The organism is Bradyrhizobium sp. NBAIM18 (assembly GCF_020193825.1).
Lineage (GTDB): Bacteria > Pseudomonadota > Alphaproteobacteria > Rhizobiales > Xanthobacteraceae > Bradyrhizobium > Bradyrhizobium yuanmingense.
Window position 1 is genome coordinate 140,122 of record NZ_JADYVO010000010.1, and the last position, 12,592, is coordinate 152,713.

Annotated in this window: 13 protein-coding genes and 1 tRNA gene; 9 read left to right on the forward strand and 5 right to left on the reverse strand. The window is 64.9% G+C overall.

From position 1 onward, the window contains the following. Positions 1-1,113 (forward strand): ABC transporter permease, encoded by a 1,113-nt coding sequence (locus tag I6F17_RS22595; RefSeq protein WP_225128086.1) that lies wholly within the window; start codon positions 1-3, stop codon positions 1,111-1,113. A gap of 253 nt (positions 1,114-1,366) precedes the next feature. On the opposite strand, the gene I6F17_RS22600 is transcribed toward I6F17_RS22595, so the two are convergent. Further along, the gene (locus I6F17_RS22600) at positions 1,367-2,143 is read right to left on the reverse strand and encodes a cyclase family protein (protein ID WP_225128071.1); all 777 of its coding nucleotides are present in this window, start codon (positions 2,141-2,143) and stop codon (positions 1,367-1,369) included. 57 nt (positions 2,144-2,200) lie between these two features. Further along, positions 2,201-3,190 (reverse strand): fumarylacetoacetate hydrolase family protein, encoded by a 990-nt coding sequence (locus I6F17_RS22605; protein WP_225128060.1) that lies wholly within the window; start codon positions 3,188-3,190, stop codon positions 2,201-2,203. A gap of 113 nt (positions 3,191-3,303) precedes the next feature. Here I6F17_RS22605 and I6F17_RS22610 point away from each other — a divergent pair, with 113 nt between their 5' ends. Genes I6F17_RS22610 through I6F17_RS22630 form a run of 5 tightly spaced genes read left to right on the forward strand, consistent with a single transcriptional unit; the run spans position 3,304 to position 7,269 of the window. Then, the gene (locus tag I6F17_RS22610; protein WP_249787645.1) at positions 3,304-4,224 is read left to right on the forward strand and encodes an ABC transporter substrate-binding protein; all 921 of its coding nucleotides are present in this window, start codon (positions 3,304-3,306) and stop codon (positions 4,222-4,224) included. A 12-nt stretch (positions 4,225-4,236) separates the two neighbouring features. After that, positions 4,237-4,941, forward strand: a complete 705-nt coding sequence (locus I6F17_RS22615) for an FCD domain-containing protein (RefSeq protein WP_225128056.1) — start codon at positions 4,237-4,239, stop codon at positions 4,939-4,941. Continuing rightward, positions 4,938-5,744, forward strand: coding sequence for an ABC transporter ATP-binding protein (locus I6F17_RS22620; RefSeq protein WP_225128054.1), 807 nt, complete (start codon positions 4,938-4,940; stop codon positions 5,742-5,744). Before I6F17_RS22615 ends, I6F17_RS22620 begins: the two co-directional genes overlap by 4 nt. Further along, positions 5,741-6,505, forward strand: coding sequence for an ABC transporter permease subunit (locus I6F17_RS22625; RefSeq protein WP_225128043.1), 765 nt, complete (start codon positions 5,741-5,743; stop codon positions 6,503-6,505). The genes I6F17_RS22620 and I6F17_RS22625 overlap by 4 nt, the downstream gene beginning before the upstream one ends. Further along, on the forward strand, positions 6,502-7,269 hold the full coding sequence (locus I6F17_RS22630; protein WP_225128041.1) for an ABC transporter permease: 768 nt from the start codon (positions 6,502-6,504) through the stop codon (positions 7,267-7,269). The genes I6F17_RS22625 and I6F17_RS22630 overlap by 4 nt, the downstream gene beginning before the upstream one ends. Positions 7,270-7,348: 79 nt before the next feature. Here the strand turns inward: I6F17_RS22630 and I6F17_RS22635 are convergent. Then, positions 7,349-7,425, reverse strand: a tRNA-Met gene (locus I6F17_RS22635). Positions 7,426-7,736: 311 nt separating this feature from the next. Here I6F17_RS22635 and I6F17_RS22640 point away from each other — a divergent pair. Then, on the forward strand, positions 7,737-9,335 hold the full coding sequence (locus tag I6F17_RS22640; protein WP_225128039.1) for a GMC family oxidoreductase N-terminal domain-containing protein: 1,599 nt from the start codon (positions 7,737-7,739) through the stop codon (positions 9,333-9,335). Between the two features lie 185 nt (positions 9,336-9,520). On the opposite strand, the gene I6F17_RS22645 is transcribed toward I6F17_RS22640, so the two are convergent. Beyond that, the gene (locus I6F17_RS22645; protein ID WP_036040545.1) at positions 9,521-10,282 is read right to left on the reverse strand and encodes an SDR family oxidoreductase; all 762 of its coding nucleotides are present in this window, start codon (positions 10,280-10,282) and stop codon (positions 9,521-9,523) included. Positions 10,283-10,404: 122 nt separating this feature from the next. Between I6F17_RS22645 and I6F17_RS22650 the strand changes: the two genes are divergently transcribed. Next, positions 10,405-10,917: a CvpA family protein gene (locus tag I6F17_RS22650; protein WP_035997319.1), complete on the forward strand. Its 513-nt coding sequence runs from the start codon at positions 10,405-10,407 to the stop codon at positions 10,915-10,917. Between the two features lie 130 nt (positions 10,918-11,047). Further along, the gene (locus I6F17_RS22655; protein ID WP_036040542.1) at positions 11,048-11,830 is read left to right on the forward strand and encodes an SDR family oxidoreductase; all 783 of its coding nucleotides are present in this window, start codon (positions 11,048-11,050) and stop codon (positions 11,828-11,830) included. 182 nt (positions 11,831-12,012) lie between these two features. Here the strand turns inward: I6F17_RS22655 and I6F17_RS22660 are convergent, their stop codons facing one another. Beyond that, entirely contained in the window at positions 12,013-12,489 is a 477-nt protein-coding gene (locus I6F17_RS22660) for a DUF3775 domain-containing protein (RefSeq protein ID WP_035997316.1), read from the reverse strand. Between the last annotated feature and the right edge of the window lie 103 nt (positions 12,490-12,592).

A 12,592-nucleotide genomic window follows, 5' to 3' on the forward strand; every position in this document is an offset into this window, starting at 1 on the left:
ATGCGATTCGACAACGTGTTTCAGCTTGGCGTCAAGGAACTGCGCGGCCTCGGGCGCGACCCCATGCTGCTCGTGCTCATCATCTATTCCTTCACGCTCGCAATCTATGCCGGCGCCAAGGCGCTGCCGGAAACCTTGAACCGCGCGGCGATCGCCATCGTCGATGAGGACCGCTCCCCGGTTTCGAGCCGCATCGAGCTGGCATTCACGCCGCCCTACTTCTTCGAGCCGCGGCTGATCTCGCAGTATGAGATGGACCGGCGGATGGACGCGGGGCTCGATACTTTTGCCCTGAACATTCCGCCGGAATTCCAGCGCGATCTGCTGGCAAGGAAGTCGCCTGCGATTCAGCTCAACATCGACGCAACGCGGATATCGCAGGCGTTCAACGGCGGCGGCTATATCGAGCAGATCGTCAGCGCGGAGATCGCAGAGTTTCTGGCGCGGACCCGCAATGCGCAGACCGCGCCCATCGAGCTCACCTTGCGGGCCCGCTTCAATCCGGAGCTGAAGAAAGCCTGGTTCGGCGCCGTCGACGAGCTCATCACCTCGATCACCATGCTCTCGATCATCCTGACCGGCGCGGCGCTGATCCGCGAGCGCGAGCACGGCACGATCGAGCATTTGCTCGTGATGCCGGTCACGCCGCTGGAGATCATGGTCAGCAAGGTCTGGTCGATGGGGCTGGTGGTACTGGCGGCCTCGGCGCTGTCGATCGTCTTCGTCGTCAAGGGATGGCTGGCGGTCTCGATCGACGGCTCGGTCGCGCTGTTCCTGCTCGGCGCGGCGCTGCAGCTGTTTGCGACCACCAGCATGGGCATCTTCCTCGCCACTGTCGCCGGATCGATGCCGCAGTTCGGATTGCTCCTGATGATGACCCTGCTGCCGCTGCAGACGCTCTCGGGCAGCATGACGCCGCGCGAGAGCATGCCGCAATTTGTCCAGGACATCATGCTGGCCGCGCCCAACACGCATTTCGTGATGCTGGCGCAGGCGATCCTGTTTCGCGGCGCGGGCCTGGAGGCGGTCTGGCCGCAGCTCCTCGCGCTCGCCGTGATCGGCAGCGTCTTCTTCGCGATCGCGCTGCGGCGGTTTCGGGCGTTTCTGGCGTGAGGCGCGAGGGCTTCGCATCAAAGAGTCAAAAACAACCCCATGCACAGTAGAGATCACTTTGTTTTTGCGGCGGAATCTATTTCAGGGTCGCGCCGGCGCCCGACGCTATCGCCAGACGGATCGAGGTGCAGCCTTCTGCGGTCTTCCAGGCGCGAAACGGCTGATTGCAGAGCGCTATCTGAAGCGCTGATCCGGGCCAATTTTTGTGCACTGTCACCGCAATTGATTGGCGCCCAACTCAGGCCTCCAGAAGCTACCCCTCCAAAATCGCCACCGCTCTTGTCCATCCTGCCGAGGCTCGTTCGATCTTCACAGGGAAGCATGACACTGTGAAGCCGGTTGGCGGCAGCAGTTCGAGATTGTGCAGCTTCTCGAGATGGCAATAGCCGATATGGCGTCCGGCCTTGTGGCCTTCCCAGATCAGGCTGGCGTCTTTCGTCTCGGCATATTTCTTCGCGGTGTGAACGAACGGCGCGTCCCAGCTCCAGCCGTCGGTGCCGGTCAGGCGCACGCCGCGCTCGAGCAGGTACATGGTTGCCTCATAGCCCATGCCGCAGCCCGAGGTGACGTAGTCCTGCCGGCCATATTTGGCGCCGGCGCTGGTGTTGACCACGACGATCTCAAGCGGCCTCAGCTCGTGGCCGATGCGCTTGAGCTCGGCCTCGACGTCCTTGGCCGTTGCGACATAGCCGTCCGGCAGGTGCCGAAAGTCGAGCTTCACGCCGGGCTGGAAGCACCATTCCAGCGGCACCTCGTCGATGGTCCAGGACCGCTCGCCGCGGTTCATGGTCGGGTGAAAATGCCAGGGTGCGTCGAGATGCGTGCCGTTGTGGGTGGAGAGACTGACCTGCTCCACCGCCCAGCCCTGGCCATCAGGCAGATCCTCGGCCTTCAGCCCGTCGAAGAACTGCAGCATGCGCGGCAGGCCCTGCTGGTGATTGATGTACTGGATCGTCGGATGATTGCCAGGCGGGTCGGCCGGCACGTCATTTTGCAGCGGGACAGAGATGTCGATCAGCTTGGTCGTCATGGCGTTCCTCGTTGTTTGTTCTCGTTGGCGGCGTCAGCCGTCGCTTCAGACGCCCCTTCAGGTTTCTTGCCGCTCGACGCGATTCTTCAAAATGCCGATCTTCTCGACCTCGAGCTCGATCGTATCGCCATGCTCGAGAAACCAGCCGAGCTCGAGGCCGCAGCCATTGCCGACCGTGCCGGAGCCGATGAATTCACCGGGCATCAGCGTCTCGTCCTGGGAGACGTGAGCGATGATCTCCTCGAACGAAAACAGCATGCCCGCGCTCACGCCTTTCGAGCGGGTCTCGCCGTTGACGCGCGCTTCCATCTTCAGCTGATAGGGATCGCCGATCTCATCGGGCGTCACGATCCAGGGCCCCATCACGTTGCCGCCGTCGAAGCTCTTGCCCTTGGCTGGGCCGAGCCGTCCCTCCATCTCGATGCGCTGGGCGTCGCGCGCGGAGAAATCGTTGAAGATGGTGTAGCCGAAGATGTGATCTCCAGCCTTCGCAGGCGTGATGTTGGCCCCCTTGTTCTTGGTGACGATCCCGAATTCGAGCTCGTAGTCCATGACCTTGCTGTAGCGCGGCCATTTCACCGTCGTGTTGGTGCCGCGGACGCTGAAGCGGTTGGTGATGTAGAAGATCGGCTGCTTGCGATAGACCTCGGGCAATTCGCCGAGCGGCTCGGCGTCGATGCGCGCCAATTCCATCATGTCGCCCTTGGCGCGCGCGGCGAGCTTTTGCTGCCCGCGCGGCGCCTGCAGGATGTGCAGGGGAAACGACATGCCGTCGCGCATTTGCCTGGGCTCCGGCACCGGCGCGAGGATGTCGACGGCGCTGACCGCCGCCGACAACGTCGCGTCCTGGCCGTGCTTGTCGAGCAGGGCCCGTGCCCGATCGAGCGCGCGGGGCCCGGCGTCGATCAGCGCCAGCATCGAGCCGAAGGCCGGATCGGCTCCGCCGTCCCGTGCGGCCGCGGCGGCGAGATCGAACACCTGGCTGTCATTGCTGTGGACGGCGCCGATCTTCTCCTGACCGGCCGTTTTGAATGTTGCGAGCTTCACCTTGGGCACCCCCTTGCTATCGTTTCGAATATATGATCAGATAAAATATCGATAAACAAGAACGAAAAATATAAAGTGGGGAGAGCGCAGTGAGGCGAACGCAGATCACAGCGATGTTGGCAGGTCTCGTGCTCGGGATGTCTGCTGGCTTGACGGCGCCCGCGCTGGCGCAGACCAAGATCCAGATCGGCTGCACCGCCACCTCCGACTGCGCCTCGGCCATGGTCGCGGTCGACGAGGGCATCTTCAAAAAGCACGGGCTGGACGTCGAGATGACGCCGATCGCGATCAACTCCAACATCCCGGCGGCGATCCTGTCGAACTCGATTCAGGTCGGCGGCCCCACCTCCACCGTCTTCCTGCAAGCCGTCGACGGCGGCCTCGACCTCGTCGCGATCGCCGGCGCCTCGATCATGAACCCGACCTCCAACACCGCGATCGCGGCCTTCGTCCGCAACGGCATCACCATCAAGGATCCCAAGGACTTCATCGGCAAGAAGGTCGGCGCGCCCGGCCTGAACGCCTTCCTGCACGTGCTCTTCGTGAAATGGCTGGTCGAGAAAGGTGTCGATCCCCGAAGCGTCAATTTCGTCGAAGTCACCTTCCCGACCATGGCCGACATCATCAAGACAGGCGGCGTCGATGCCGTGCTCACGGCCGAGCCGTTCGTCACGCGCATGAGCAATGCGGGGCTCGGCTCGGTCGGCGCGCGGTACGGCGCCGAGCTCGGCCGCACCGATCCGATCATCTTCTATGCCGCATCCCGCGACTGGGCGGAGAAGAATGTGGCGACCGTGAAGAAATTCCGCGAAGCCGTCGCGGAGGCCGCCGCGATCGTCAACAGCGACCGCGAGAAGGCCTCGGCCTCGATCGCCAAGTTCACCAAGCAGCCGATAGAGCTTGTCAAGGCAACGCCGCCGAACCAGTCCGAGCCGAACCTCAAGCCGCAAAACCTCAGCTGGTGGATCGAGGTGATGTCGTCGCAGAAGATGCTGCAATCGAAGCTCGACACCGCGAAACTGGTGCTCAACTAAGGGATATCGACGATGCCTGCTCCCGAGCGCACTGTCGAACGCCCGCCGGCGGAAGCCGGCACCTTGAGCGAGCGGGCCGCAAACCTGATCGAGCAGGACATCCTGGCCGGACATCTCCCGCCGGGATCGCGGCTCGGCATCGTCGACCTCGTGCAACGTTACGATATCGGCGCCACGCCCCTGCGCGAAGGCCTGTCGCGGCTGATGTCGCGCGGCCTGATCGTCGGCATCGGCCAGCGCGGCTTCCGCGTCGCCGAGGTCAGCCGCGAAGATCTCGCCGACATCACCTGCATGCGGACGGCGGTCGAGATCGAGGCGGTCAAGCTCGCCATCCTCCACGGCGATGCTGCTTGGGAGGCCGGCATCATCAGCGCGCTGCATCAGATGCGCCGACACATCGAACGCACCGGCAATGAATTCCGCGAGGGCGCGGCGGAGTTCGACCGGCTGCACAAGGGCTTCCACACCGCGCTGCTCGCCGCCTGCGGCTCGCGGCGCATGCTGGCCGCCCACTCCGACCTCTACGACCAGGCCTACCGCTACCGCCGCGTGATGATGGGCGCCATCGACAGCAGCGAGAGATTCATCCGCAGTCACCAGATGCTCGCCGACCACGTGCTCGCCCGCGACGTGGCCGTCGCGCAAAAAATGCTGGCGGCGCATCTGCACTCGACCATCGATTTCGTCTATCCGCAGGTGGGCGGAGAGCAATCATGAGCGTCGTTGCAAGGCTCATTGAGGCGCGCGCCGCGCGCCGGCAGAAACCGCTGATCGCGTTCAACGCCGCGACGCTGCGGCTCGGCGGCAAGACCATCATCGAGAATCTCGACCTTCAGGTGCGGCCGGGCGAATTCCTCTGCATCGTCGGCGCCTCCGGCTGCGGCAAGACCACGGCGCTGCGGCTCGCCGCGGGCCTCTATCGCCCCACCAGCGGCGCGGTAACGTTTGAGGCCGAGCCGATCACCGAGCCGCGGCGTGAGGTCGCGATCGTGTTCCAGGATTACGGCAAGGCGCTGTTGCCGTGGCGGACCGCGGCCGGAAACATCTCGCTGGCGCTGGAAGCATCGCGTGTGCCGGCGCGCGAACGCGGCGCACGCATCGAGGCGCTGCTGCGCAAGGTCGGACTGCCCGGTCATGCCGACAAATATCCGACGGAAATGTCGGGGGGTATGCAGCAACGCCTGCAGATCGCGCGCTGCCTTGCGCAGGAGCCGACCACGCTTTTGATGGACGAGCCGTTCGGCGCGCTGGATGCGATGACGCGGCAGGGCTTGCAGGACGAGGTCCTGTCGCTGACGCAGGCGAGCGAGACCACCGTGATCTTCGTGACCCACGATCTCGACGAGGCGATCTATCTCGGCGACCGCGTCATCGGCCTCTTGCCACATCCCGGCCGGATCGGGATCGAGCTCGACGTCGACCTGCCGCGTCCGCGCGACCAGCTCGCCACCCGCGAGCATCCGGAATTCCTGCGGCTGCGTCGGCAATTGTTCGACTTCATCAAGGCGACCGAACATTGAGCCTCGACCGCGCGAAGCCCTTGCTGCTGCCGCTGGCGCTGGTGCTTGCGTTTGAGCTCTGGGCGCGCCTCACCCATCTGCAAAGCGACAGCCTGGCGCCGCCGAGCGCAATCCTCGCGGCGCTGGCCACGGCGCTCGCTGATCTCTCGATCCCGATCGCGACCCGCGACACGCTGTTCGCCGCCTTTGCAGGCCTTGCCATCGGCAGCGCCATCGGGCTTGCGCTCGGCATCGCCTTCGGCATTTCGCGTCCCCTCGACCGGCTGATGGAGGTGACGGTCGAGGCGATCCGCCCGATTCCCTCGATCGCGCTGCTGCCGATTGCGTTGATCGCGCTCGGCTTCGGCTACCGCATGGAGATCGTGATCGTGGCGTTCGCCTGCGTCTGGCCGATGCTGATCATGACCCGCAGCGCGGTGCGTAGCATCGAGCCGCGATTGATGGAAGTGTCGCGGGCCTTGCGGCTGAGCGCGCCGCAACGGATCGCGAAGATCGTGATCCCGGCCGCACTGCCGCGGATCTTTGTCGCCTTCCGCCTGTCGGCCGGGATCGCCCTGATCGTCGCGGTCACCGTCGAGATCGCCATCAACCCGATCGGCCTCGGTGCCGGCATCATGCTGGCACAGCAGGCCCTGCGCGCCGACCTGATGCTCGCCTATCTCGTCTGGATCGGCGCGATCGGCTACGCGCTGAACATCCTGTTGACCACGGCCCAGCGCCGCCTGTTCGGCCGCGCCGCGCTCGCCGGAGACAATCCATGAACCGCGCGGCGATCCTCTGGCGTGTCGCAAGCGCCCTCGTCGCAGCCGGCTTCATCGCGGCGTGGCAACTCGTCGCCAATCTGAAGCTAGTGTCGCCGGTGTTCCTGCCCGGTCCGGACCGCGCCTGGGCCGCTTTGGTGCGCGGCTTTTCCAGCGGCGATCTCGCGGGCAAGCTCATCGGCACGCTGGAGCACATGGCCTATGGCTGGTTCGCCGCCTCGATCGCCGGCATTGCGCTTGGCGCGCTGATCGGTTCGTCCCGGATGATGCGCGCCTATGTCGCGCCGTCGCTGGAATTCTTAAGGCCCCTGCCGGTCTCGGCGATCATCCCGGTCGCGATCGCGATGCTCGGGCTGACGCAAGGCATGGCGCTGTTCGTGATCGCCTTCGGCGCGATCTGGCCGATCATGCTCGCAACCATTCACGGCTTTGCCGCAGTCGAGCCGCGGCTCTACGAGGTCGCCCGCTCGCTGCAGATGTCGCGCGCTGCAATCATCGCCAAGATCGCCCTGCCCTCGGCATTGCCGGATATCCTCGCGGGCATGCGGCTCAGCCTGACGGTTGCGCTGATCCTCTCGGTTGTCTGCGAGATCCTGGCCGGCCTCGACGGCCTTGGTCACTGGGTGCTGCTCTCGGCACGCGCGTTCCGATCCGCCGACCTCTTCGCCGGCGTCATCCTGCTCGGCGCGACCGGGTATTTGACGTCGGTTGCGATGTCACTGGTCGAGCAACGGCTACTCGCCTGGCAGACCGCGGCGAGGTAGCGCGGCGATCCCATCGCCAAAACAAAAACGGCCCGCTTCGCGCGGGCCGTTTCCGTCTCGGATCCGGTCAATCCGAATTTGGTTGCGGGGATAGGATTTGAACCTATGACCTTCAGGTTATGAGCCTGACGAGCTACCGGGCTGCTCCACCCCGCGTTAAACCTTTGCGTGCCTTCGGTTAAATCCTGGGGACGGTCGGTTGAGGCCGGCGCTGGTCGCGCTGGCTTTCCACTTCCGTCCCAAAGGCTTCCTTGGAAGGCGACCCGAGGGGCAATGCCCGTCGGGTGCGGGGGGTATGTATCAAGGCGGGCTGCCTTTGGAAAGGGCTGCGGGAACGTTTTTTTCGACTTTATGACAGGGGAATCGACGAGTTTCCGCGCCGTTCCGCGCGCTCTTGCCAGAAGTTCCACAAACGGCCAGCCTGCGGCAACAAGACTAAGGCTGAAACGCCGGCGGGGGAAACAACATTGACCGACACATTCGATTTCGTCGTCGTGGGCGCGGGCTCGGGCGGCTGCACAATTGCGGGGCGACTGTCGGAGGATGCAGGCACGTCCGTTGCGCTGCTGGATGCGGGGGGACGGAACGACACCTGGCGGATCACGACGCCATTCGGGCTCGCGTTGCCCTATGCCGCGGCCAACTGGGCCTTCGATACCGTGCCGCAGAAGGGATTGAACGGCCGCATAGGCTATCAGCCGCGCGGCAAGGGCCTCGGCGGGTCCTCGGCGATCAACGCCATGGTCTATATCCGCGGCCACAAATGGGATTACGACCATTGGGCCGCGCTCGGCAATTCCGGCTGGTCGTATGCGGACGTGCTGCCCTACTTCAAGCGCTCGGAAGACAACGCCGATTTCGACGGCGAATATCACGGCAAGGGCGGACCGCTGCATGTCAACCGGCTGCGCTCGGACAATCCGATTCACGACATCTTCCATCAGGCCGCGCGCGAGGCGCAGTTCCGGATCCGCGAGGACTTCAATGCCGAGGACCATGAAGGGCTCGGCAGCTACCAGGTGACCCAGCGGGGGGGCGAGCGCTGGAGCGCGGCGCGGGCTTATGTGGCTCCTCATCTCGGCAAGCGGCCGAATCTGTGGGTCGAGACGGGAGCGCAGGCAACGAAGATCCTGTTCGAAGCAGGGCGCGCGGTCGGCATCGAATATATGCAGGGCAAGCAGACAAAGCAGCTGCGCGCCCGCCGCGAGGTGATCCTCGCCGCCGGCGCCTTCCAGTCGCCGCAGCTGTTGATGCTGTCGGGACTAGGCGACGGCGATGCGCTTGCCGCGCACGGCATCGGCGTCGTGCATCACCTGCCCGGCGTCGGGCGCAATCTGCAGGACCATCCGGACTTCGTGTTCGTCTACGCCTCCGACTATCCGCACTTCGTTCACGCCTCGATCAGTCGGTTGCCATCCCTGCTGCGCGGTATCCAGCGATATCGCCGCGAGCGGCGCGGCGTGATGACCACCAATTTCGCCGAGTGCGGCGGCTTCCTGAAAACCCGGCCTGATCTCGACGTGCCTGATATCCAGCTCCACTTCGTCATCGCGATGCTCGACGACCACGGCCGCAAGAAGCACAAGGAGGCAGGCTTCTCATGCCATTTCTGTCTGCTCAGGCCGAAGAGCCGCGGCAGCATTTGGCTGAAGAGCGCCGATCCGCTCGCAGCACCGATGATCGACCCGAACTTTCTGGGCGAGGCGGAGGATCTCGAGGCGATGGTCGCCGGCTTCAAGACGACGCGGCGACTGATGGAGACGCCTGCGATGCGGGCGCTACAGAAAAAGGACATGTTCACATCCGACGTGCGAACGGATAACGACATCCGCGCCATTCTGCGCGCGCGGGTCGACACCGTCTATCACCCCGTCGGCACCTGTAAGATGGGCACCGACGCGATGGCCGTGGTCGATCCGGCATTGAAGGTGCATGGCATCGGAGGATTGCGCGTCGTCGACGCCTCGATCATGCCGACGCTGATCGGCGGCAACACCAATGCGCCGACCATCATGATCGGCGAGAAGGCGGCGGATATGATCCGGGGAGAGATGCGGGCGAGTTAGGCGACGCTGCCGCGTCATCCTCCGCTGTCGTCCCCGCCTAGTGCGCAATTGCGCACGGGGGCGGGGACCCATAACCACAGGGAGGAGTCGTGGGCGAGACGGCAACTCCAAGTCTTCGCCAAACTACTTCCTGTGGCGATGGATCCCGGGCTCACGCTGCGCGCGCCCCGGGATGACAGCAGGGCTCAACTCAGCAAGAACCCGCCGTCCACGGTCACCACGCTCCCCGTCATGTAGCGCGACGCATTCGACGCCAGCAGCAGGATCGCGCCGTCGAGATCGGACTCGGCGCCGACGCGGCGTTGCGGGATGCGCTTGGCGAGGCGCTCGCCTGCCGGCGTCGACCAGAAGGCGTGGTTCATCTCGGTGTCGATATAGCCGGGCGCCAGCGCGTTGATGCGGATGTTCTGGCCCGCGAGCTCCAGTGCCATCGCTCTCGTCGCCTGGATGATGCCGGCCTTGGAGATCGCGTAAGGCGAGAGCGCCTTCAAGACGCCGGTGCCGAGCACGGAGGCGATGTTGACGATGTTGCCCGGCTGCTTGCGCGCGATCATGCGCCGCGCCACTTCCGTTGCCAGGAAATAGGCGCCTTTGAGATTGGCACCGATCACGGCGTCCCAATCCGCCTCGGTCTGCTCGGTCGCGAGCTTCTCGATGGCGATGCCGGCATTGTTGATCAGCACGGTGACGGGGCCGAGCGCGGCCTCGGCGGCATCGACCGCCCTGGCGATCGAGGCGGTATCGGTGACGTCGAGCGCGACCGCCGCGGCGCGGCCGCCCTTGCCGCGAATCTCCTCTTCCAGGCCCTTCAATTTGTCGGCCTGCCGCGCAGTGAGCGCGACCGCCGCACCATGCGCCGCCAGCACCCGGGCAAATTGCCGGCCCAGCCCCTGGCTCGCACCCGTGACGAGGATGATTTCTTTACTGACGTCGAATAGGTCTGACATGACGCGTTCCTTGCGCGGTTCCCCAAAAGCTTTGAGGCCACCAATACAGACGATTTTAGCGATCTGAAACCGGAATGATCGGCTCGGCGTTCATTCGTTCCGTCGAGGCAGGGCTTTCGCGCATGAACAGTTTCGATCTCGCCGTCTATGCCGCGCTGGCAGTCGCGGTCGGCTTAGGGTTCAGGACCGGGCTGCTGCGCAGCGCGATGACCATCCTCGCCTATCTGCTCGCCGCCCCGATCGCGGTGGCGCTGATGCCGCTGATCGCACCGCAGATCGCCGGCAATCCGAACTCGCCGCTGCTGCAGAACTGGATCTGGTTCTTCGCCATCTTCGTGGTCGTCGGCATGCTGTTCGGCCATATCGGCCGCATCGCGCTGAACGACACGATCGGCGAGGCCGGCATCGGCGACCGGCTCGGCGGCGCGGCGCTGGGCGCCGTCAGGGTCGGCCTCGTCGCCACCACCTTGGTGCTGGTGTTCGATCAGATCGTGCCGACGAACCGCCAGCCGCCCTTCCTCGCCGGTTCGCATCTGCGGCCGCTGTTCTCGACCGCGGGCCAGATGGGCTTCAAGTCGCTGCCGCCGGAGGCTGCCGCCGCGATCGACCGCCTCAAGCAGGAGCGGCGGATCTGATCTGGCGCATTTGCATCGCTAGCCGCGAGGCGCATGCATTTTGGTGCGGGCCGATCCCTTATCAGCGGCATCACAGTTGGCTAAGGTAGCCGCCGTCCAAAACCTGCCTGACATTTACGGGAGTGAAACAGTGGATCTTGGGATCAAAGGTCGCCGCGCCATCGTCTGCGCATCCAGCAAGGGCCTCGGGCGCGCCTGCGCCTTCTCGCTGGCGGAGGCCGGCGTTCACGTCACGCTGACCGCGCGTGGCGCCGAAGCCCTGAAGAAGACCGCCGACGAGATCCGCAAGGCCTATCCCGACGTGACGGTCACCGAGATCGTCGGCGACATCACGACGCCGGCGGGCCGCGAGGCGGTGCTGAAGGCCTGCCCCGAGCCCGACATCCTGATCAACAATGCCGGCGGCCCGCCGCCCGGCGATTTCCGCAACTGGACCCGCGACGACTGGATCAAGGCGATCGACGCCAACATGCTGACCCCGATCGAGCTGATCAAGGCGACCGTCGACGGCATGATGGCGCGCAAGTTCGGCCGCATCGTCAACATCACCTCGGCCGCGGTGAAGGCGCCGATCGATATCCTCGGCCTCTCCAACGGCGCCCGCGCCGGCCTCACCGGCTTCATCGCCGGCCTGTCGCGCAAGACCGTCATCAACAACGTCACCATCAACGGCCTTCTGCCGGGCCCGTTCGAGACCGATCGCCTGACCAGCACCGCGAAGGGCGAAGCCGACAAGCGTGGCGTCACGCCGCAGCAGATCCTGGCCGAGCGCGCCAAGCTCAATCCCGCCGGCCGCTTCGGCCAGCCCGACGAATTCGGCTATGCCTGCGCCTTCCTGTGCGGCGCCAAGGCCGGCTTCATCACCGGACAGAACATTCTGCTGGATGGCGGCGCGTTCCCGGGGACGCTGTAGTCGCGTTTGCAGATGTACTCCCTCGCCCCGTTCTTACGGGGAGAGGGTTGGGGTGAGGGGCTCTCTCCGCAAGCACGGTGACAGTCGGACTCGCGGAGACTCCCCCTCACCGGATTGCATTTACGATGCAATCCGGCCTCTCCCCGCAAGCGGGGAGAGGCGAAGAGGCGTTGCAAGACGCATCACCGCTGCTTGGTCGGCTCGTCCTCATCCTGCTGGCTCGGAGCGGAGGAATCGGCGGTGGTGCGCTCATCGGTCCAGTCGATGCCGAATTCGTCGAGCCCGTTCGCGAGCAGATCGCCCAGCATGGGCTCGCCGAGCAGATAGTGCACCGTTTCGCGGCGTGGGCTGCCATATTCACGGCGCGCCTCCGACGCGCGGGCGCGCAGATCGTCCCAGTCATCGATCGTGCCATCGCCGCGTCCGAGCCAGGTCAGCGCGACGAGATCGAGCTGCTCGTCCTCGTTCAAGGCGATCATGAAGCTTCCGAGCTCCTGGACGACAGGATCGGAGCCATCGTCGTCGAGGACGTCCATCATATCGTCATCGGCCGCGTTCGAGCCGGAGTCCGGATCAGAAGCCCCCTCCTTGACGTCGAATTCGCGCGCCTTCTCGATGATAAAGGCGACCTTTTCCGCGGAAATCGCAAGCTCTGGCATGGCGTCCTCTTCGGCTAGCATCCAGTTCCCCGCGATAACGCCACATCACCTCAGATGATCCATTGCGCCCGATGGCAGAAAACGTGCATGTTCCAGCGCAAGA